Source organism: Crossiella sp. CA-258035, assembly GCF_030064675.1.
GTDB lineage: Bacteria > Actinomycetota > Actinomycetes > Mycobacteriales > Pseudonocardiaceae > Crossiella.
Genome location: NZ_CP116413.1, coordinates 571,399 through 591,936, shown reverse-complemented (window position 1 = coordinate 591,936; position 20,538 = coordinate 571,399). Strand labels below are relative to the sequence as shown.

The 20,538-nt window shown below is 72.8% G+C and carries 20 protein-coding genes and 1 riboswitch; of the genes, 11 read left to right on the top strand and 9 right to left on the bottom strand.

Annotated elements, in window-relative coordinates; genetic code table 11:
* Positions 1–33: 33 nt before the first annotated feature.
* Positions 34–657: a pyridoxamine 5'-phosphate oxidase gene (gene pdxH / locus N8J89_RS02850; protein WP_502868412.1), complete on the bottom strand. Its 624-nt coding sequence runs from the start codon at positions 655–657 to the stop codon at positions 34–36.
* 206 nt (positions 658–863) lie between these two features.
* On the opposite strand from pdxH, the gene N8J89_RS02845 reads away from it, so the two are divergent.
* From N8J89_RS02845 to sepH, 3 genes are all read left to right on the top strand, one after another.
* Positions 864–1,985 (top strand): citrate synthase 2, encoded by a 1,122-nt coding sequence (locus N8J89_RS02845; RefSeq protein WP_283662800.1) that lies wholly within the window; start codon positions 864–866, stop codon positions 1,983–1,985.
* 104 nt (positions 1,986–2,089) lie between these two features.
* The gene (gene serC / locus N8J89_RS02840) at positions 2,090–3,226 is read left to right on the top strand and encodes a phosphoserine transaminase (RefSeq protein ID WP_283662799.1); all 1,137 of its coding nucleotides are present in this window, start codon (positions 2,090–2,092) and stop codon (positions 3,224–3,226) included.
* 170 nt (positions 3,227–3,396) lie between these two features.
* Positions 3,397–4,368 (top strand): septation protein SepH, encoded by a 972-nt coding sequence (gene sepH / locus N8J89_RS02835; protein WP_283662798.1) that lies wholly within the window; start codon positions 3,397–3,399, stop codon positions 4,366–4,368.
* A 134-nt stretch (positions 4,369–4,502) separates the two neighbouring features.
* Here sepH and N8J89_RS02830 read toward each other — a convergent pair whose 3' ends face one another.
* Together N8J89_RS02830 and N8J89_RS02825 are read right to left on the bottom strand one after the other, a co-directional pair.
* A complete protein-coding gene (locus N8J89_RS02830) occupies positions 4,503–5,072 on the bottom strand; it encodes a DUF2537 domain-containing protein (RefSeq protein ID WP_283662797.1) in 570 nt (189 codons plus the stop codon).
* An 11-nt stretch (positions 5,073–5,083) separates the two neighbouring features.
* Positions 5,084–5,890: a TrmH family RNA methyltransferase gene (locus N8J89_RS02825; RefSeq protein WP_283662796.1), complete on the bottom strand. Its 807-nt coding sequence runs from the start codon at positions 5,888–5,890 to the stop codon at positions 5,084–5,086.
* A 216-nt stretch (positions 5,891–6,106) separates the two neighbouring features.
* Between N8J89_RS02825 and N8J89_RS02820 the strand changes: the two genes are divergently transcribed.
* Positions 6,107–7,606, top strand: a complete 1,500-nt coding sequence (locus N8J89_RS02820) for a glutamate-cysteine ligase family protein (protein ID WP_283662795.1) — start codon at positions 6,107–6,109, stop codon at positions 7,604–7,606.
* Between the two features lie 2 nt (positions 7,607–7,608).
* Here N8J89_RS02820 and N8J89_RS02815 read toward each other — a convergent pair whose 3' ends face one another.
* Together N8J89_RS02815 and N8J89_RS02810 are read right to left on the bottom strand one after the other, a co-directional pair.
* The gene (locus tag N8J89_RS02815; RefSeq protein WP_283662794.1) at positions 7,609–9,264 is read right to left on the bottom strand and encodes an ABC-F family ATP-binding cassette domain-containing protein; all 1,656 of its coding nucleotides are present in this window, start codon (positions 9,262–9,264) and stop codon (positions 7,609–7,611) included.
* Between the two features lie 44 nt (positions 9,265–9,308).
* On the bottom strand, positions 9,309–10,418 hold the full coding sequence (locus N8J89_RS02810; protein WP_283662793.1) for a hypothetical protein: 1,110 nt from the start codon (positions 10,416–10,418) through the stop codon (positions 9,309–9,311).
* Positions 10,419–10,503: 85 nt separating this feature from the next.
* On the opposite strand from N8J89_RS02810, the gene N8J89_RS02805 reads away from it, so the two are divergent.
* The 6 genes from N8J89_RS02805 to N8J89_RS02780 are packed head-to-tail and all read left to right on the top strand — an operon-like array spanning position 10,504 to position 15,937.
* Entirely contained in the window at positions 10,504–11,172 is a 669-nt protein-coding gene (locus N8J89_RS02805; protein ID WP_283662792.1) for a neocarzinostatin apoprotein domain-containing protein, read from the top strand.
* Positions 11,169–12,140, top strand: coding sequence for a heme/hemin ABC transporter substrate-binding protein (locus N8J89_RS02800; protein WP_283662791.1), 972 nt, complete (start codon positions 11,169–11,171; stop codon positions 12,138–12,140). The genes N8J89_RS02805 and N8J89_RS02800 overlap by 4 nt, the downstream gene beginning before the upstream one ends.
* Positions 12,140–13,168: a FecCD family ABC transporter permease gene (locus N8J89_RS02795; RefSeq protein ID WP_283662790.1), complete on the top strand. Its 1,029-nt coding sequence runs from the start codon at positions 12,140–12,142 to the stop codon at positions 13,166–13,168. Before N8J89_RS02800 ends, N8J89_RS02795 begins: the two co-directional genes overlap by 1 nt.
* Positions 13,165–13,947, top strand: coding sequence for a heme ABC transporter ATP-binding protein (locus tag N8J89_RS02790; RefSeq protein ID WP_283662789.1), 783 nt, complete (start codon positions 13,165–13,167; stop codon positions 13,945–13,947). Before N8J89_RS02795 ends, N8J89_RS02790 begins: the two co-directional genes overlap by 4 nt.
* A gap of 14 nt (positions 13,948–13,961) precedes the next feature.
* A complete protein-coding gene (locus N8J89_RS02785; protein WP_283662788.1) occupies positions 13,962–15,437 on the top strand; it encodes a YncE family protein in 1,476 nt (491 codons plus the stop codon).
* Complete coding sequence (locus N8J89_RS02780) at positions 15,434–15,937, top strand: neocarzinostatin apoprotein domain-containing protein (RefSeq protein WP_283662787.1); 504 nt, start codon at positions 15,434–15,436, stop codon at positions 15,935–15,937. The genes N8J89_RS02785 and N8J89_RS02780 overlap by 4 nt, the downstream gene beginning before the upstream one ends.
* Here N8J89_RS02780 and N8J89_RS02775 read toward each other — a convergent pair.
* Entirely contained in the window at positions 15,930–16,619 is a 690-nt protein-coding gene (locus N8J89_RS02775) for a (2Fe-2S)-binding protein (RefSeq protein ID WP_283662786.1), read from the bottom strand. The two genes, N8J89_RS02780 and N8J89_RS02775, sit on opposite strands and share 8 nt — an antisense overlap.
* A gap of 49 nt (positions 16,620–16,668) precedes the next feature.
* Here N8J89_RS02775 and N8J89_RS02770 point away from each other — a divergent pair, with 49 nt between their 5' ends.
* Positions 16,669–17,529, top strand: coding sequence for a helix-turn-helix domain-containing protein (locus N8J89_RS02770; RefSeq protein ID WP_283662785.1), 861 nt, complete (start codon positions 16,669–16,671; stop codon positions 17,527–17,529).
* A gap of 5 nt (positions 17,530–17,534) precedes the next feature.
* On the opposite strand, the gene N8J89_RS02765 is transcribed toward N8J89_RS02770, so the two are convergent.
* The 3 genes from N8J89_RS02765 to N8J89_RS02755 are packed head-to-tail and all read right to left on the bottom strand — an operon-like array spanning position 17,535 to position 20,304.
* Positions 17,535–18,308, bottom strand: a complete 774-nt coding sequence (locus N8J89_RS02765; RefSeq protein ID WP_283662784.1) for an ABC transporter ATP-binding protein — start codon at positions 18,306–18,308, stop codon at positions 17,535–17,537.
* The gene (locus N8J89_RS02760) at positions 18,305–19,336 is read right to left on the bottom strand and encodes a FecCD family ABC transporter permease (protein ID WP_283662783.1); all 1,032 of its coding nucleotides are present in this window, start codon (positions 19,334–19,336) and stop codon (positions 18,305–18,307) included. Before N8J89_RS02760 ends, N8J89_RS02765 begins: the two co-directional genes overlap by 4 nt.
* On the bottom strand, positions 19,333–20,304 hold the full coding sequence (locus N8J89_RS02755; RefSeq protein ID WP_283662782.1) for an ABC transporter substrate-binding protein: 972 nt from the start codon (positions 20,302–20,304) through the stop codon (positions 19,333–19,335). The genes N8J89_RS02760 and N8J89_RS02755 overlap by 4 nt, the downstream gene beginning before the upstream one ends.
* 29 nt (positions 20,305–20,333) lie before the next feature.
* Positions 20,334–20,496: riboswitch (cobalamin riboswitch) on the bottom strand.
* Between the last annotated feature and the right edge of the window lie 42 nt (positions 20,497–20,538).

Sequence of the window (20,538 nt, the reverse complement as noted above, 5' to 3'; positions counted from 1 at the left end):
CGTGGCTAAGGGAATGCGTTTGTCCGGTACCGCTCAGGGGGCGAGGCGCTCTACCTGCCACCCGTCGCGGCTGGCCCGGAAGCGCAGCCGGTCGTGCATCCGGTCCTTGCGGCCCTGCCAGAACTCGACCATCTCCGGCCGGATCCGCCAGCCGCCCCAGTGCGGCGGCACCGGGATCTGCTCGGCGTCGGCGAACCGGCGCTTGGCCATGTTCAGCGCGTTCTCCAGCGCGTGCCGGTCGTTGACCACCCGCGACTGCGGCGAAGCCCACGCGCTCAGCTGCGAGCCCCTGGGCCGCGAGTTCCAGTACTCCGCGGTCTCCGCCGCGTTGACCCGCTCCACCGCGCCCCGCACGGTGGCCTGCCGCTGCATGGCGAACCAGGGAAAAGTCGCGGATGCGAACCGCGTCGCCAGCAGATCGTGACTCTTGGTGGAGGTGTAGTTGGTGAAGAACACCAGTCCGCGTGTATCAAGCCCCTTGGCCAACACGGTGCGTGAGGACGGCCGGCCCTCGGTGTCCGATGTCGCCAGGATCATCGCGTTCGGCTCGGGCAGTCCCGCGCCGATCGCGTCGTTCAGCCACAACTGGAGCTGCTCGTGCCAGGTACCGGCGAGCGAGGTCTCGTCCAAGGCCCCTGCCTCGTACGACACTCTCATCGCCGGGAGTGTGATGTTGGCGTCCGGCATGTCGAACTCCTCCCCGACGGGGCACCCCGCGTAGCACCGTGACAGCGGACCGTACGGCGAAATCCACGAATGCGAAACCGCCTGAGTGGTGACGGATGCCACCACAGGAGGTGATTGCCGACACCGCGCGCACGCGGAAGGGTGGCGCCAACGCTCAGGGAGAGGGGCACAACGTGGTGCAGGAGCAGGCAGCCGACCCGACCTTCCGGCCGGGCCTGGAGGGCGTGGTCGCCTTCCAGACCGAGATCGCCGAACCAGACCGGGACGGCGGCGCGCTGCGCTACCGCGGCGTGGACATCGAGGACCTGGCCGGCACGGTCACCTTCGGCAACGTGTGGACACTGCTGGTGGACGGCCGCTTCGGCGCCGGACTGCCGCCGGCTGAACCGTTCCCGATCCCGGTGCACACCGGCGACGTGCGGGTGGACGTGCAGGCCGCGCTGGCCATGCTGGCCCCGATCTGGGGTTACCAGCCGCTGCTGGACATCACCGACGAGCAGGCGCGGGAGAACGCCGCGCGGGCCTCGGTGATGGCACTGTCCTATGTGGCCCAGTCCGCGCGCGGCATCGGCGTGGCCGCGGTGCCGCAGTCCCGGATCGACGAGTGCTCCTCGGTCACCGAGCGGTTCATGACCCGCTGGCGCGGCGAGCCTGATCCCCGGCACGTCAAGGCGGTGGACGCCTACTGGGTGTCCGCGGCCGAGCACGGCCTCAACGCCTCCACCTTCACCGCCAGGGTGATCGCCTCCACCGGCGCGGACGTGGCGGCCTGCCTCTCCGGCGCGATCGGCGCGATGTCCGGCCCGCTGCACGGCGGCGCGCCCGCCCGGGTGCTGCCGATGATCGAGGCGGTGGAGCGCTCCGGCGACGCGCGCAAGGTGGTCGCCGACATCCTGGACCGCAAGGAGCGGCTGATGGGCTTCGGCCACCGGGTGTACCGGGCCGAGGACCCGCGGGCCAGGGTGCTCCGCCGGACCTGCCAGGAGCTGGGCGCGGCCCGCTACGAGGTGGCCGCGGCACTGGAGCAGGCCGCGCTGGCCGAGCTGCGCGAGCGCCGCCCGGACCGGGCCATCGAGACCAACGTGGAGTTCTGGGCCGCGGTGATCCTGGACTTCGCCGAGGTGCCGCCGCACATGATGCCGGCGATGTTCACCTGCGCCCGCACCGCGGGCTGGGCCGCGCACATCCTGGAGCAGAAGCGCACCGGGCGGCTGGTCCGGCCCTCCGCGCAGTACCTCGGGCCGGGACCGCGCAAGCCCGACGAGGTCGAGGGCTGGGAGACCATCAACCACGGGTGAGCTGGGGCACCCACCGGTAACCAGTAGGCCATCCGGCTGCAACACTGGGCACCTCCGGCAACGGCGCCGGCGCTGTTGACCACCGCGAAGCGAAAGGCGCCGTGATGACGCAGACGGCCGACCCCACCACCCTCCGGCTCCCGGCGGAGCTGCGCCCGAGTGACGGCCGCTTCGGCTGCGGGCCGTCCAAGATCCGGCCGGAGCAGCTGGCCAGGCTGGCCGCCGAGGGTGGCGCGGTGCTGGGCACCTCGCACCGCCAGAAGCCGGTCAAGCAGCTGGTCGGGCGGGTGCGCGCGGGGCTGTCCGAGCTGTTCGCGCTGCCCGAGGGCTATGAGGTGGTGCTCGGCAACGGCGGCACCACCGCGTTCTGGGACGCGGCCACCTTCGGCCTGATCCGCGAGCGCTCGCTGCACCTGACCTACGGCGAGTTCTCCGCCAAGTTCGCCAAGGCGGCCAAGACCGCGCCGTTCCTGGGCGAGCCGATCGTGGTCAAGGCCGAGCCCGGCGACGCCCCCACGCCCGTCGGCTCCCCCGAGGCAGACCTGATCGGCTGGGCGCACAACGAGACCTCCACCGGCGTGATGGTCCCGGTGGAGCGGCCAGCCGACGCCGGGGACGCGCTGGTGGCCATCGACGCGACCTCGGGCGCGGGCGGCCTGCCGGTGCGCGCCGAGGAGTTCGACGTCTACTACTTCGCGCCGCAGAAGAGCTTCGCCTCCGACGGCGGCCTGTGGCTGGCGCTGATGAGCCCGGCCGCGATCGCGCGGGTGGAGGAGATCGGCGCGAGCGGGCGCTGGGTGCCGGAGTTCCTGTCCCTGCCGACCGCGCTGGACAACTCGCGCAAGGACCAGACCTACAACACCCCTTCGGTGGCCACGCTGTTCCTGCTGGCCGACCAGATCGAGTGGATGCTGGGCAACGGCGGCCTGGACTGGGTCACCGCGCGCACCGCGGACTCCTCCTCGCGGCTGTACGACTGGGCGGAGAACAGCGAGTTCGCCACCCCGTTCGTCACCGATCCGGCCAAGCGCTCGCACGTGGTGGGCACCATCGACTTCGCCGACTCGGTGGACGCTGCGGTGGTGGCCAAGGTGCTCCGGGCCAACGGCGTGGTGGACGTCGAGCCGTACCGGAAGCTCGGTCGTAATCAACTCCGCGTAGCCATGTTCCCGGCCATCGACCCGGACGATGTGACGAAGCTCACACAGTCTGTGGACTGGGTGGTCGGGCAGCTCGGCTGACGCTGTCACCTCCCGCTAAGTGACACCGTTGTGATTTGCGGGTGCGAGCCTGTGCCCCGATCAGGCAAGATCGGGTGCAGATAGTCGTGGTGTCGGCGCGCCTGCCCCGTCAAGCAGGCTCGCCGACATACCGTGTCCGCTAGCGAGGTGAAAGTTTCCGGGAGGCCGCGATGCGAGCGCTGCGAGTAGTCGGGCTCGACGAGGACGCGCAAGTGCTCGTCCTCGAAGACGAGCGCGGCGAACGCTTCACGCTCCCGGCCGACGAGCGGCTCAAGGCCGCCGCCCGCGGAGACATCACCCGTCTCGGCCAGGCGCAGATCGAGCTGGAAAGCCAGATGCGCCCGCGGGAGATCCAGGCCCGCATCCGCGGCGGTGAGTCGGTGGAGCAGGTGGCCGCCGCCTCCGGGCTGCCGGTGCAGCGGGTCGAGCGCTACGCCTACCCCGTGCTGCTGGAGCGGTCCCGCACCGCGGAGCTCGCCCAGCGCGCGCACCCGCTCCGCGAGGACGGCCCGGACGTGCAGACCCTCGGCGAGGTGGTGGCGCACGGCTTCGGCCTGCGCGGCCAGGACTACGCCGTGGCGCACTGGGACTCCTGGCGCGGCGAGGACGGCAAGTGGGTCATCCAGCTGCGCTGGCGAGCGGGCCGCTCGGACAACCGGGCGCACTGGATCTTCCACCCGGGCGCGCACGGCGGCACCATCACGCCGCTGGACGAGCACGCCGCTGACCTGATCGACCCGACACCCGGCCGTCCGCTCCGCACCGTGCGCGCGATCACCCCGCTCGCGCAGCAGGCGCTGGAGCTCGACGGCGACACCAAGATCCTGCCCGTGATCGACGAGTCCATGCCGCCGCCACCGCCCGTGGTGGAGCCCCGGCAGGCCCCGGCGAGCAACGGTCAGCGCTACCAGCCAGAGCCGCTTCCGGAGGAGCTGGCCCAGCAGGCCGACGCGCCCCTGATCGAACCGACCGAGCCGGTGCAGGCGGAAGAGGTCGAGAAGTCAGAGGCCGCGGAGACCGACCTGGGCACGCACGCCCCCGCACGGCGGACCGAGCCCGCAGGTAAGCGCGGTCGGAAGAACCACCCGATCGTGCCTTCCTGGGAGGACGTCTTACTCGGCGTGCGTTCCCAGCGGGGTTAGAGGAGCGCACGTGGCGTGAACAAGGGGAGAGCGGCTTCCGCGGACCACCTGCAGGGGTCCACCGGCCTCGGTGACAGCGAGACGGCAGGAGCGCTCTTCCCTTTGGCCGGTCTGGGGTCTGTTTCCGGCGCCGGTCATGGCCCGAGCAAGCTGAGCAGCAGGGCCAGCCACGCCACGCCGATCCCGGTGGCCACGCCGTAGGCCACCCAGCGCCACACCGGGGTGCGCCGGGCCAGCCAGACCGAGGGCGCGAGACCGCCCGCGATCACGATGTTCGCGCCGAAGGCGAGCAGCGGGCTGGCCAGGCTCAGTCCCTGGGACAGCGCCACCATCGAGACCACCACGATCGCGGCCACGAACACGCTCACGGTCAGCCCGGTCGCCCACGGCGTCGGCTCCACCGGCGGCGCGGGGCGGGCCGGGGCGGGCGACGGTGGCTGGATCTCCTCGGCCTGGCCGGAGACCGGGTCCACGTAGCGCACCGGGGTGTCCAGCGCGCCGGCCAGCCGCCAGGCCAGGTGCCTGCCGCGCTGGTAGACGGCCTCGCCGGCGCCTTCGGACAGCTCCACCGCCTCGGCCACCTCGGCCCACTCGTGCAGGGCCTCCAGCAGTCCCGCGGGCAGCGGCAGCGTGCCGGGGTCCACCTCCTCCGGCTGGTCCGGGCGGAGGAGGACGGCGCGGGCCTCGCGGGCGTGCAGTTCCACGTCGCCGGAGCCTAGTGGGATTGGGCGATCTCGTAGAAGGCCACAGCGGCGGCGGTTGCCACGTTGAGCGAGTCGACGCCCGCCGCCATCGGGATGCGGACCGGCAGGTCGGCGGCGGTGATCGCCTCCTCGGTGAGGCCGGGGCCCTCGGAGCCGAGCAGCAGCGCGACCTTCTCCACTCCGGCGACAGCTTCCCGCAGCGGCAGGGCCTCCGCCCTCGGGGTCATGGCGGCGAGGCGAAAACCGTTGTCGCGCAGGGTTTTCAGACCCTCGGGCCAGGGTTCGATGGTGGTGAACGGGACGCGCAGCACGTGGCCCATGGAGACCCGGACGCTGCGCCGGTACAGCGGGTCCGAGCAGCCGGGACCGAGCAGCACGCCGTCCACGCCGAGCGCGGCCGCGTTGCGGAAGATCGAGCCCAGGTTCTCGTGGTCGCCGACGCCCTCCAGCACGGCCAGGCTCCTGGCGGTGCTGGCCAGTTCCGGCAGCGCGGGCATGGGCGCGCGGTCCGCGCTGGCCAGCACGCCGCGGTTGAGGTGGAAGCCGACCACCTCGGCCATGATCTCCGCGCTGGTCACGTACGCCGGCGCGGCCACGGGTTCGAGCTGGTCGGCCAGGGCCTCGATGCGCCGCTGGACGCCGAGCAAAGCGCGCACCGGGTAGGGCGAGGCGAGCAGGCGCTCGACCACCACGACCCCCTCGGCCAGCACCAGGCCGCGGCCGCCGGGCCGGTCCGGCCGCCGGTCGGCGGTAGACAGGTCGCGGAAGTCGTTGAGACGCTCGTCGGCCGGGTCGTCGATCTGGATCACCTGCACCACCCGATCAGTGTGCCATCCCACGGTTTGAGAGAGACTGTCCAGTAACGTTGCTCCGTGAAGAAAGCTCTGACCAGTGCTTTGTCGCTGTTGGTTAAGACGATGTAACAGAGAGCACCGGTTTGGCGGCTGGCGAGCCCGGGAAACGCTGTGTCACGGTTGGCCTTCGCGACGCCGCTGGTGTGCCCGGCCGAACCAGCCGACCGATTGGGAGGCGGCATGGGAAGGGACGTGACCAACCGGACGTTCACCAGGGAGGATCGTCAGCGATATCGGGACAAGGTCCAGCGCTGCCTGGACGCGCTCGCCCGGATGCTCGCCGAGAACCACTTCTCCTTCCCCCGGCAGCAGATGGGCCTGGAGATCGAGTTGAACCTCGTCGACGAGACGCTGCGTCCTGCCATGGCCAACACGGTGGTCCTGGAGAAGATCTCCGACCCTGCTTTCCAGACCGAACTGGGTCAGTACAACATCGAGATCAACGTCGCGCCGCGGCCGCTGGCCGGGGACGAGGCGCTGGAGCTGGAAGAGGAGCTGCGCCAGCAGCTGGACGCCGCCGACGGCAAGGCGCACGACGCGGGCGCCGCGCTGGCCATGATCGGCATGCTGCCCACGTTGCGGCGGGAGCACTTCGATCCGCGGTGGCTGTCCACGAGTCCGCGCTACTCCCTGCTGAACGCGCAGATCTTCGGCGCGCGCGGCGAGGAGATGCTGCTGGACATGGAGGGCGCGCCGATGCCGGGCAAGAGCCCCGAACGGCTGCGCAGCTACACCGACTCGATCCTGCCGGAGTCCTCCTGCACCTCGGTGCAGCTGCACCTGCAGGTGGAGCCGAACGACTTCGCCGCGCACTGGAACGCCGCGCAGTGCCTGGCCGGCGTGCAGGTCGCGCTGGCCGCGAACTCGCCGTTCCTGCTGGGCAAGGCGCTCTGGCACGAGACCCGGATCCCGATGTTCGAGCAGGCCACCGACACCCGCCCCCAGGAGCTGAAGAACCAGGGGGTCCGGCCACGGGTGTGGTTCGGCGAACGGTGGATCACCTCCATCTTCGACCTGTTCGAGGAGAACGTCCGCTACTTCCCGGCGCTGCTGCCGGAGACCGAGCCGGAGGACCCGCTGGAGGCGCTGGCCGCCGGACGGGCGCCGAAGCTGTCCGAGCTGCGGCTGCACAACGGCACCATCTGGCGGTGGAACCGGCCGGTCTACGACATCGTGGACGGGGTGCCGCACCTGCGGGTGGAGAACCGGGTGCTGCCCGCGGGCCCGACCGTGCTGGACGTGCTGGCCAACGCGGCCTTCTTCTACGGCGCGCAGCGGGCGCTGACCGCGCAGGACCGGCCGGTGTGGACCCAGATGTCCTTCCAGGCGGCCGAGGAGAACCTCTACAGCGGCGCCCGGCACGGGATGAACGCGCAGCTGTACTGGCCGGGCATCGGCTGGATCCCGCCGGATGAGCTGGTGCTGCGGCGGCTGCTGCCGATGGCGCACGAGGGCCTGCGGCTGTGCGGGGTCTCCGACGCCGCGCGCGAGCGCTACCTCGGCGTGATCGAGCAGCGGTGCGTGGCGCGGCGGACCGGGTCGACCTGGCAGCGGGAGACGGTGGCCCGGCTGGAGAGCAGGGGGCTGGACCGGGAGGCGGCGCTGACCGGGATGTTGCGGCGGTACCTGGAACTCATGCACTCCGGTGAGCCGGTGCACACCTGGACCGTCGGCGGATAGAGCTATTTATCGAGGTCGGGGGCGGGTGCCAGTCGGGGGCGCCCGCTCTCGGCCGTCACGTCCAGCACGTGGTCGACCCGGACCGCCTCGGCCAGCCTGCGGTCGTGGGTGATCAGGATCAGCGTGCCGGGGTAGTCGGCGAGGGCCTGTTCGAGCTGCTCGATGGCGGGCAGGTCGAGGTGGTTGGTGGGCTCGTCCAGCACCAGGCAGGTGGTGCCCCTGGCCTGCAGCACGGCGAGTCCGGCCCTGGTGCGCTCGCCGGGTGAGAGCTCGCGCGCCGGGCGCAGCACGGCGTCCGCGCCGACCCGGAACTTGGCCAGCAGGGTGCGGGCCGGCTCGGCGTGCAGGCCGGTCGCGGCCATCACCACGTCCAGTGCGCTGTCCTCGGTGTCGAAGGTGTGCCGGAGCTGGTCCACCTCGCCGACCAGCACGCTCGCGCCGACCGACCTTTCCCCGGCCAGCAACGGGATCCGGCCGAGCAGCGCGCCGAGGAGGGTGGACTTCCCGCTGCCGTTGGGGCCGGTGATCCGCCAGCGCTCACCGCCGCCGATGGTGAGGTCGAGCGGGCCGAGCCGGACGTCGCCGCGTTCGACCACCGCGCCGCGCAGGGTGAAGGCGATCTCGCTGCCACGACCGGCCGAGGGCAGGGTGAGCCGCAGCTCCCACGCCTCGCGAGGCTCTTCCACCTCGGTCAGCCTGGCCAGCTCTCTGTCCACAGTGGACCCTCGGGCGGCGGTGTTCTCCGCGCCCTGCTTCTTGGCGGCCTTGATGTTCTTGTCCGGCTCGTCGGACTTGGCCACCCTGCGCACGCCGCTGCGGGACCACTCCTTCATCCGGCGGGAGCGCTGCAACAGCGAATCCCGTTTCCCGGCATAGCTCTCGTAGGCCTCGCGGGCGTGCCGGGCCTGGGTCTCCTGCTCGTCCAGGTATGCCTGCCAGCCGCCGCGGAAGACGGAGAGCCGGTGGCTGAACTCGTCGATGGTGGCCACCGAGGTGACCGTGCGGGCCAGGAACTCGCGGTCGTGGCTGACCAGCACGATGCCCGCCCTGCTCCCGGCCACGTGGTGTTCCAGCAGGTCGAGGCCGTGCGCGTCCAGGTCGTTGGTGGGCTCGTCGAGCAGCAGCACGTCCGCGCGGGCCAGCAGCACCGAGGCCAGCCGCAGCCGGGCCGCCTGGCCGCCGGAGAGCTGGCCGGGGGTGCGGCCGGTGAGCAGGTCGGCGGGCAGGCCGAGGCGCTGGCACAGCGCGGCGGCGCGCTCGTCGAAGTCGGCCGCGCCCACCGCCGTCCAGTGGTCCAGCGCCTTGGCGTAGGCATCGCCTTCGCCGGGGTCGGTGGCCTGCGCGGCCGCGGTGCGCTCGAGCTCCGCCTCGGCCTGCGCGACGCCGGTGCGCCGGGCCAGGTGGTCCCGCAGCGACTCGCCCGGCCTGGGGTCGGTCTCCTGGGTCAGGTGCGCGAGCACCGCGCCCGGTCGCAGCGTGACCGTGCCTTCCTCCGGCGGGAGCTCGCCGGCGAGCACGCGGAGCAGGGTGGACTTGCCTGCCCCGTTGGGCGCGCTCAGGCCGATGCGGTCACCGGGCGAGACATCGAGGTCGACCTCCGAGAGCACGGTCCGCGGACCGAAGGACAGGGTGACTTTCCGCGCCAGCAGAACGGACACCCCACCGACGGTGTCAGCGGCGTGCCGGTCCCGCAACCGATTAATCAGTCCACAGTGGACCTTCGACGGCCCGCGTAGAGCGCGAACGCGCCCCCGGCGAGCAGGGCCAGGCCGCCGAGCGCGATCGGCAGGATCGGCCCGGCACCGGTGTTGGCCAGCCCCCCGGGCCGCCCACCACCGGTGCCGCCGGTCCCGCCCGTGCCGCCGCCGGGCTGGTCGCCACCGCCACCGCCGGGTGGCGGGGTGGTGGTGGTCGTGGTCGGAGTGGGGTTTCCGTTGCCGCCGAAGGTGATCGGCAGGACCACGTCCTGGCTGCGGTCCGCGCCCAGGGTGTGGTCGGCGCGGCTGACGATGGCGCACTTGAGCACGGCGCAGTCGGTGTACTCGTCCTTGGCGGTCACGGTCAGCTCGACGGAGAAGGTGCCGCCGGGGCCGTAGGGCTTGGCCAGGTCCTTGCCGTAGGGCGGCGGGTTGCTGGAGACCCAGACGGAGTTGCCGTTCTTGCCGGACATGTCGACGCCGCCGAGGCAGGGTGTCGGCTGCTTGCCGGGGCCGTTGTCCACGCAGACGGCCACGTAGATGCCCTTGGCCTCGTTGTAGCCGGAGCCGGTGACGGTGACCTTCTCCCCCGCGGCCTTGAGGCCCTGTGTCTTGGAGGCGGAGAGCTTCGGGCTCGCGGCGGTTTCGGCCTGCGGGGCGGCCTCGCGGCGGTTGACGTCGACGCTCGGCGCGGCGCTGGAGGTCGCGGCGGGTGGCGGGCTGCTCGGCGTGGTGCTGGACGTCGTGGCCGGTGGGTGCGCGCCGAACTTCAGCGGCAGCGGGGCGACTCCGGCCACGCTCACCCGCAGCTCGATCGGGCTGCCCTCGGGCGCGAAGGCCGGCGTTACCAGCAACTCAGCCGCGAAACCGCCGTCGCTGCCGGTGGTGATGGTGGCTGGTCCGGCCGGATCGGCGGTACTGCCGGACCAGGTGCCCAGGGCCAGCGTGCTCTGCGCGGCGAACCCGGCGCCGCGCACCACGATGCGCTCCCCCGCCGGGTCCAGGCCGCTGGCCCGGTCCGTGGACAGGACCGGAACCTGTTGGGCCACAGCGGTTCCCGGTAGCGCGAAGACGAGCCCCAGCAACACCGCGGCGGCCAGACGGACCGATCGCATCATCCGTTCACCCCATCAACAAACCAGCCAAGTTAGGTTAGGCTAACAATAGATAGGCAAGACTCACCTGGCTAGTGGGGGCGGAATGACTCAGCAGACCACGCCGAGCGGCTACCTGCCGCCGGCGGCGGTGACCGTGAGCCGGGTGCCGGGCGCGGGGCTGGTCACCCAGGACGCGAAGGGCACCACGGTCACCGGCGACTACGGCCAGCAGCTCACCGTCTCCAAGACCAGCGGGCTGGACGAGGCCGGCGCGACGGTGACCATCACCGGCCAGGGCTACCGGGTGGACAAGGGCATCTACGTGGCCTTCTGCGTGGACAACGGGCCGGGCAAGCAACCAGGTCCGTGTGGCGGGGGCGCGGACCTGAGCGGGGCCGGCGGGTCCTCGAAGTGGATCTCCAACAACCCGCCCGCCTACGGCAAGGACCTGGCCAAGCCCTTCGGCGAGGGCGGCACCTTCACCGCCGAGCTGAAGATCAGCCCGGTGCTCTCGGCCGAGCCGAAGATCGACTGCCGGGACAGCGGGGTGAAGTGCGCGCTGGTCACCCGCACCGACCACACCCGCACCGCGGACCGCACCCAGGATGTGGTGGTGCCGGTGAAGTTCGGGCCGGAGCCCGCGGCGGCGGTGCCGGTCGCGGCGGAGAGCGGCTGGCTGCCGCCGGTCGCGGTGGCCGGGATCGGCGCGGTGCTGGTGCTGGTGGTCGCGGTGCTGGTGCTCCGGTTGCGGCGCAGGCGGTCCGCCTCGTGAGCCCGCGGTGGCTCGCGGGCGCGCTGCTGCTCGCGCTGGCCGGGTGCGCCGCGCCAGCCCCGGCGGCCAACGCGCCCAGCTCCGCGGCGGCGGCCGAGGTGAACGCGCAGCGGATCAAGCCGCTGGCCACGCCCGTGCCGGTGCTGCCGGTGACGGTGGACTCGGTGGACGGGCGCAAGGTGACCGTCACCGACGCGTCCCGGATCATCCCGCTGTCCGGGGCGATCTCCGAGGTGGTGTTCACCCTCGGGCTGGGCGCGAACGTGGTGGGCCGGGACGTGGCCGCGACCTTCGAGCCTGCGCGCGCCCTGCCGGTGGTGACCTCCGGGCACGACGTGTCCGCGGAGAGCACGTTGTCCTTGCGCCCCAGCGTGATCCTCACCGAACCGGGCGTCGGGCCGCCGGAGGCGATCAGCCAGCTGCGCGACTCCGGGGTGCCGGTGGTGGTGCTGCCCGACGCCAAGCGGATGCCGGAGACCTTCACCCGGATCGAGGCGGTGGCCGCCGCGCTCGGGGTGCCCGCCGCGGGCCGGGAACTGGCCGAGCGGACCAGGGCGGAGGTCGCGGCGGCCAGGGCCAAAGTGCCGCAGGGGCAAGCGAAACCGCGGGTGGCGTTCCTGTACCTGCGCGGGTCGGCCTCGGTCTACCTGTTGGGCGGCAAGGGATCCGGCGCGGACTCCATCATCGAGGCGGCCGGGGCCAGTGACGTGGGCGCCGAGCTCGGGCTGGGCCCGTTCACCCCGCTGACCGCGGAGTCGCTGGTCAAGGCGCAACCGGACGTGTTCCTGGTGATGAGCAAGGGCCTGGACTCGGTGCAGGGCGTGGACGGGCTGCTCAAGCTGCCAGGGGTCGCGCAGACCCCGGCCGCGGCCAACCGGCGGGTGGTCGCGATCGAGGACGGCGTGCTGCTCAACTTCGGGCCGCGCACCGCGCTGGTGGTCACCGCGCTCGCGGAGGGCCTGCGCTGATGCGAACACGCCGCCTGGCCCTGGTGCTGGGCCTGGGGATCGCGCTCGTCCTGCTCTGCCTGCTGGGCGCGGGCATCGGGGCCTTCCCGAGCCCGGTGGCCGATGTGCTCGCCTCGGTGGCGCACCGGCTCGGGCTGGCCGGCGCGCCGCCGACCGGCTACCTGGACGCGGTGCTGTGGCAGATCCGGTTTCCCCGGGTGCTGCTCGGGGTGCTGGTCGGGGCCTCGCTGGCCTGCGCGGGCGCGGTGATGCAGGGCGTGTTCGGCAATCCGCTGGCCGAGCCCGCGGTGGTCGGTGTCTCCGGCGGCGCGGCGGTGGCGGCCAGCGCGGTGACCGTGCTCGGGGTGACCGCGCTGGGCACCTGGACGCTGCCCGCGGCGGCCTTCGCCGGCGGGCTGGTCACGGTGGCGGTGGTGTACCTGGTGTCCCGCTCCGGCGGGCGGACCGAGGTGGTCACCCTGGTGCTGACCGGGATCGCGGTGAACGCGGCCACCGGCGCGGTGATCAACCTGCTGCTCACCTACTCCAACGACGCCCAGCTGCGCTCGGTGGTGTTCTGGATGATGGGCAGCCTGGCCCAGACCACCTGGCCGAAGGTGCTCGCGGTGCTGCCCTGCGCGATCGCCGGGCTGTTGCTCGCGCCGCTGTTCGCCAGGCAGCTGGACCTGCTCGCGCTCGGCGAGCGACCGGCCCGGCACCTGGGCGTGCACATCGAGCGGCTGCGCGGCACCTCGATGTTCGTGGTGGCCCTGCTGACCTCGGCGGCGGTGGCCGTGGCCGGCATGATCGGGTTCGTCGGACTGGTTGTGCCGCACGTCGTTCGCATGGTCATCGGGCCTGGGCACCGGTACCTGATCCCGGTCAGCGCGCTGGGCGGGGCGGTGGTCGTGGTGGCCGGGGACCTGGTGGCGCGCACCGCGATGGCGCCGGTGGAGCTGCCCATCGGGGCGCTGACCGCGCTGGTCGGCGGGCCGTTCTTCTTCTGGCTGCTGCGCCGCACCAGGGCCCGTCAGGGCGGGTGGGCATGAGCCAGGTGATCGCCGAGACCCTCGGCGTCGGCGTGGTCCTCGGCGGGCAGCCGGTGCTGCACGGGGTGAGCCTGACCGCGCGCACCAGCGAGGTGCTGGCGCTGCTCGGTCCCAACGGCGCGGGCAAGTCCACGCTGCTGGCCGCGCTGGCCGGGGACCTCGCGCCCTCGGCGGGGCAGGTGCTGGTGCACGGGAAACCCGTTGGCGGCTACCGGCCGAAGGAGCTGGCCAAGCTGCGGGCCGTGCTGCCGCAACAGGTTCTGCTGTCCTTCCCGTTCACCGTGGCCGAGGTGGTCGAGATGGGCCGCGCGCCCTGGGCGGGCACGCCGGCGGCCGAGCTGGACGAGGAGGTCATCGCCGAGGCCATGCGGGAGACCGAGGTGACCGAGTTCGCCCGGCGCCGGTTCCCCTCGCTCTCCGGCGGCGAGCGGGCCAGGGTGGCGCTGGCCAGGGTGCTGGCCCAGCGGGCCGGGCTGCTGCTGCTCGACGAACCCACCGCCGCGCTGGACCTGCGGCACCAGGAAGCGGTGCTGCGCATCGCGAAACGCCGGGCCGCGGCCGGGGACGCGGTGGTCGTGGTGCTGCACGACCTCGGCCTGGCCGCGGCCTACGCGGACCGGGTCGCGCTGCTCTCCGGCGGCGAGCTGGCCGCCTCCGGGCCACCGGCGAAGGTGCTCACCGGCGAGCTGCTCAGCCGGGTCTACCGGCACCAGGTCGAGGTGCTGGCCCATCCGCGCACCGGGGCGCCACTGGTGCTGCCCCGCCGAGACCACGAATGACCTGGGAGAGCGTCATGTTCCACCGACTTCCGGTGCTGCTGCTGACCGCGGGCGCGCTGCTGGCGGCCGCGCCGTCCGCGCAGGCCGCCGAGCCCGTGCGGCACGAGAAAGCGGCCACGCTCGCCGTGCCGGGCGTGAACTCCTTCGTCGCGCTCGGCGGCGAGACCTGGTTCACCAGCACCCGCAACGGCACCGCCGCCGCGCTGGACGGCGGGCACCAGGTCGTCGGCACCCCGGTCAAGCTGGGCAACCTGCCCGCGCAGCTGGCCGCGAACACCCGCACCGGCACCGTGTTCGCGGTCAACCGGGGCGTGATCGACAAGAAGCCCTCGGTGTCGGTCATCGACGCGGCCACCCGGCAGGTCACCGCGACCATCCCGGTCGGCGCGGGTCCCAACGGCGTCGGTGTGGACGAGGGCTCCGGCCAGGTGTTCGTGGCCGAAGGTGGCGCGGCCGTGGTGTCGGTGCTGGATCCGTTGCAGCGCAAGGTGATCGCCTCGATCCCGGTGGGCTCCGGACCGGACCAGGTGGTGGTGCACGGCGACCGCGCCTATGTGTCCAACCTGGACGACAACACCGTCTCGGTGCTGGACACCAAGGCGCGCAAGGTGATCGCCACCATTCCGGTGGGCGCGAACCCGCGCGGGCTGGCCGTTGACCCGGTGCTGCACCGGTTGTACGCGGTGAACCAGGGCAACGGCACGGTCACCACCGTGGACACCAGGACCAACCAGGTGCTCGGCGAACCCTTCGCCGCCGGGGCGGGCGCGGGCCGGGCCGCGGTCGACCCGGCCACCGGGTTCCTCTACACCGGGCAGGCCGAGCTCGGCCAGGTCGCGGTGCTGAACCCGGTGGCGCGCAAGGTGATCGGCACCCTGGAGGTGGCCGCGCCCGGGATGATCGGGGTGAACCCGGCCACCGGCGCGGTGTACGTGGCCGACGGCAACAACCTCCAGGTCTTCGCCCGGTTCGCCGCGCCGGTGCTGCTCAGCGAACCGGTCAGCACCGAGGCCGAGCCGGGCAAGCCCGCGCGGTTCCAGGCCAGCGCCCGGGGCGCGACCTCGGTGCGCTGGCAGGAGAGCATCGACGGCGGCCGCAGCTGGGCCGAGTTAGCCGAAACCGGCGACACGCTGACCGTGCTCGCGGAGACCCGGTTGTCCGGCAGGCACTACCGGGCCGTGTTCGGCAACGCCACCGGCAGCACGCCGACCGCGGCCGCGGTGCTCACCGTGCCCGGCGGTCCGGCCACGACCACCCCGACCAGCACCACCACCACTCCGCCACCGACCTCCACCACTCCCAGCACGACGACGACCTCCACCACCCCGGTCGTCGCCCCGCCACCGGCCCAGGTCCAGCCGCCCACCCCCAGGCTGGCCAAGACCGGCGCGGAACCGATCTTCCCGTTGCTGACCGGGCTGGCCCTCCTGACGGCCGGCACCGCCCTGCTGCTGTTCCACCACCGAACCAAGAAGAGGGAATCAGCATGAAGAACAAGGTGAAGGCCGCGCTCGTCTCCTTCGGCGCGCTCGCCGGTGTGCTGGCGATGACCGGCACCGCCATGGCGGCTCCGGACTCGGCCAGCCGCAACGGCCGCACCATCACCGCCTCCGAGGCCACCGCGATCGCGGTCAACGGCCAGGAGATCACCGTGACGGGCACCGGCTACCACACCGACAAGGGCTACTACGTGGCGCTGTGCAAGGTCCCGGCGGACCTCAGCTACGGCGTCAAGCCCGGCCCCTGCCAGGGCGGGGACGGGCAGGGCGGCACCGGGGTCGGCCCGTCCGCGTGGGTGACCAACACCCCGATGGGCGGCAACACCTACCCGATCGCGGCGGACGGCTCGTTCACCGCGAAGGTCTTCCTCAAGCAGAACGCCGGTGGCCTGGACTGCACCGTGGAGACCTGCGCGATCATCACCCGCCGGGACCACTGGCAGGCCGGCGACCGCAGCTTCGACGTGTTCATCCCGGTCCAGTTCAGCTGAGCCGGTCCGCATCGGTCCGCCTGGGACAGCTCCGGCAGGCGTCCTCCCCCGGGGCGGTCCAGAACAGGCAGCAGTGGTTGCGCAGGTAGGTCAGGCCCTTCGCGCCGGTGAGCAGTCGGCCGGTCGGGGCCAGCCACGGCACGACTGAGCACAACCGTTGGTACGCAAGGGAAAGCCGGGCTGAGTCGGCACCGCCCCGAGCCGCGCGGGCGAGGGCGGTGCCGATCCCGAAGCCGATCTGCCCGCGCATCGCCGGTGCCGCGCAGCCGCGGACCACCCGCAGGTGCCCGGCCACCCGGAACAGGTGCCCGTCGAAGATCGTCCCGATCAGCTCGTCCAGCTCCACCGGCACCGGTTCGCCCGGCAGGTGCAGGGTGTGCCAGCCGTGGCCGCCGTCCCCGCCCAGCCGCACCCGGTCCGGGTGCCACCAGCCCAGGCCCAGCGCCCAGGGCAGCACGGTGGCCTGGCCGATCTTGATCGCGTAGACCGACAGCGCGGTGCGCGCGGCCGCCGCGTGCACCCGGTGCGCGGTGGCCGTCATCTCGGCCTCTACCAGCCGCAACGCCACCGCCGGATCGGCCGCGACCTCGGCGCAGGACAGCGCATCCGGCGGGGCCGGGTCGCAGCGGACCCTGATCTCCGGGCAGGCGGCGGCCATCACTCCTTCGTGGCCGGCTGGCATGTGCGAGACTTCTCGACTGATATCAGCACCGTCATCTGGAGTCGTGTTCGTGCCCACTTCACCCACCGTCGCCAACTGGGAGCTCGGCCTCCGGCTGCGCGAGCACCGGGAGCTGACCGGCCTGACCGCGGTCGCCGCGGCCAAGGCCGCCAAGCTCACCCAGCCCTACGTCTCCGGGGTCGAGGGCGGGAAGCTGAAGATCACCGACGTCCGGCTGAAGGCGCTGGCCAAGGCCTACCGGCTCAGCGAGGAGTCCTACGCCGGGCTGATCGAGCTGCGCGCCGCGGCCGAGCAGCGCAGCTGGTGGCAGGGCTACTCCGGGCTGTTCACCGACGACACCCTGCGCTTCTTCGGCTACGAGCACGGCGCGGCCGCGATCCGCTCCTACGACGGCGGCCTGGTACCGGCCCTGCTGCAGACCGAGGACTACGCCCGCGCGGTGATCCGCGGCGCTGGGCCGAACATCCGGATGGCCGACGTGGAGCGGGTGCTGGAGGCCAGGCTGATCCGGCAGCACCGGCTGGACGGGCCGGAGCCGGTGCGGCTCACCGCGGTGGTCACCGAGGCCGTGCTGCACCAGCAGGTCGGCGGCCGCGCGGTGCTGGCCGCGCAGCTGCGGCACCTGGCCGCCGTGGTCGAACAGCGACCGTCCACTGTGGACATCCGGTTGGTGCCGTTCACCGCGGCGGCCTTCCACGCCCTCGGCGGCGGCGCCTTCCACCTGCTCGACTTCCCGAGCCGGCGGCTGCCCACGCTGCTGTGGCAGGAGACGGTCACCTCGACCTCGCTGATCGACCACCCGGTGCGGCTGCGCGAGTTCGACTCGGCGTTCAACCAGGCCGTGGAACACGCGCTGAGCACCGCGGACTCGCTGCGCCTGATCCGCCAGTTCGCCAAGGAACTGGCCTAGGCAGCTCATATCGTTCCCTGGATGTCCACAGTGGATCGTCCGTCGGGCAGCGCGCGCAGCTGACCGCGCACGCCGAACACCCCGGCCAGCAGCTCGGCGGTGAGCACCTCCACCGGCGGCCCCGCGGTGACCACCCGGCCGTTGTCCAGCACCACCAGCCGGTCGCAGTGCTCCACCGCGAGCCGCAGGTCGTGCAGGGTGAGCAGCACGGACAGGCCCTCGGCCGCGCGGGCCCGCAACAGCTCCAGCACGGCGAGCTGGTGGCGCAGGTCGAGGTGGTTGGTCGGCTCGTCCAGCACCAGGATCCGCGGCTGCTGGGCCAGCGCGCGGGCGATGGAGACCCGCTGCCGCTCACCGCCGGAGAGGGTGCGCACATCCCGGTCCCGCAAGGCTTCCAGGTCGGCCAGCGCGATCGCCTCGGCCACCGCGGCGTGGTCCTGCGCGCGCAGCGACTCCAGCCAGCCGCGGTGGCAGGTGCGGCCCTGGCCGACCACCTCGGCCACGGTCAGCGCGGCCGCGTGCTCGGGCTCCTGGGTGGTCGCGGCCAGCGTCCTGGCCAGCTCGCGCCGCCCGAGCTCGGCGACCGGCCGCTGGTCCACCAGCACCGCGCCGCCGGCCGGGGTCAGCGCGCGGTAGAGCGTGCGCAGCAGCGAGGTCTTGCCGGAACCGTTGGGGCCCACCAGTCCCAGCACCTCGCCGGGCGCCAGCGAGAGGCTCACCCCGTCCACCACGAACCGGCCGCCGAGCGCCACCCGCACGTCCTCGGTGCGCACGCTCACGTCGCCCTCCCCCGCCGCCGGTACAGCATCACCAGGAACACCGCGCCGCCGACCGAGGAGGTGACCGCGCCGACCGGCACCTCCAGCGGGGCGATGACGATCCTGGCCAGCAGGTCCGCGCAGACCAGGAAGAGCCCGCCCAGCACCGCGGACACCGGCAGCAGCCGCCTGGCGTCCGCGCCGACCAGGAACGCGGCCGCCTGCGGGATGATCAGGCCGACGAAGGCGATGCCACCGGCCACCGTGACCGAGGTCCCGGCCAGCAGCGCGACCCCGACCAGGGCCAGCAGCCGCACCCGCTTCGGGTCCACGCCCAGCGCCGCCGCCCCGTCATCGCCCGCGGAGAGCAGGTTGAGCCAGCGGCCGACGGCCAGGCCAGCGCCCAGCGCCAGCAGCAGCACCGCGCCGGGCACCGCCATGGTGTGCCAGCGCGCGTCGCCGAGCCCGCCGCTGAGCCAGAACAGCACCTGCTTGGCCTGATCGCCCTTGGCCGCCAGGAAGATCACCAGCAGGATGCCCGCGCCGAAGATCTGCGCCACGCCGAGCCCGCCGAGCACCAGCGCGGTCACCGAGCCGAACCGCCCGGCCACCGCGAGCACCAGCAGCAGTGCCAGCAGCGCGCCCAGGAAGGCCGCGATCGGCACGGTGGCCGCGCCCAGCGCGCCCGCGCCGATGCCCAGCACCAGCACCACGGCCACGAAGAACCCGGCCCCGGAGTTGACGCCCAGCAGGTAGGGGTCGGCCAGCGGGTTGCGGGTGACGATCTGCGCCACCGCCCCGGCCAGCGCCAGCGCGGCCCCGACCAGCACCGCCAGCACCACCCTGGGCAGTCGGGACTCGCGGATGATCGAGGCCCGCACCGGCGACCAGTCGGCCTCCACCAGCCCCGGCGCGACCCAGTGCAGCAGGATCCGCCACACCTGGCCGACCGGCACCGCCACCGACCCGAAGGACAGGGCCAGGCTGGCGGCGCCGAGCAGCGCCAGTACCGCGAGCAGCAGGGTCAGGCCGAGGGGGATCCGGGTCACCGGAAGAGGTCCGGGTGCACGCCGGCGGCCAGGGTGCGCAGCGCGGCGGGCAGCCGGATGCCTTCGATCAGGTCCGGCAGGGTCAGCGTGACCAGCCGCTTGTTCCGCATCGCCGGGGTGCCCGAGGCCAGCGGATGTCCTTCCAGGAAGCGGCGTTTGGCGTCCACGCCGCCGTTGTCGCCGAGGTAGTCCACCAGCACGATCACCTCGGGCGCGCGCTCGGCGACCTGCTCCCAGCTGGCGTCGCCGAAGACCTTGGCCACGTCGGCGAAGATGTTGCGCCCGCCCGCGCGCTTGGCCAGCTCGTTGCCCAGGCCGCGGCCGCCCACGGTGAACGGGGCCTGCTCGCCGCTGTCGTAGAAGAACACCGGCACCGCGGGCCGGTTCGCGGCGGCGACCTTGGCGGTGACCTCCTCGACCGCCTTGGTGGTCTGCTCGACCAGCTTGGCCGCCCGGTCGGGCACGCCCAGCGCCCGGCCCAGCGCGGTCAGGTCCTCGGTGTAGGTGCTGATCGCCGCGGTCGCGTCCGGGCAGTTCTCCGACAGCAGGAAGGTGCGGATGCCCTTGGCCTCCAAGGCTTCCCGGCCGCGGCCGTCCTTCTCGGCGAAGGCGCTGGCGTAGCCGCCGACCACCAGGTCCGGTTCGGTGCCCAGCAGCTGTTCCGCGCTCGGGTACTTCTCCGAGACGGTCTTGACCTTGGCGTAGTCCGCGGCGATCTCGGCTGGCACGTCCGGGGTGTCCGGGAAGGCGGTGCCGACGATCCGGTCGGTCACACCGAGCGCGACCAGGATCTCGGTGGCGTGCTGGTTCAGGCTGAGGATGCGCTTGGGCGGGCCGTCGAACTTCTGCGTCCGGCCGCAGTTGCCGATCTCCTGCGCGGCGGGGGCGCTCGGCGCGGCCGACGGGCTCCCACAGGCCGGGATGAGCAGCGTGAGCGCGCACACAGCGGCGAGCAACGAGTTCTTCATGGACACCTTCCGCAAGCCTCGACGGAGATCGGTGGTCGCACCTTGCGGCAGGTACTCGGGCTCGCCGCGTGTCGCGGCCCACCGTTGCGGGTCAGCGCCGGATTTCGACCGGCTTCCCCTGCGTCAAGGCGTGTTGCTGTTCCTACTGGTGCTGATGCTGGCCCGGCAGGACCAGCCAGGTCAAACCCTCTACCCCAACTCGTGACCAGAGCTTGTTGCAAGTAGGTTGTAGTT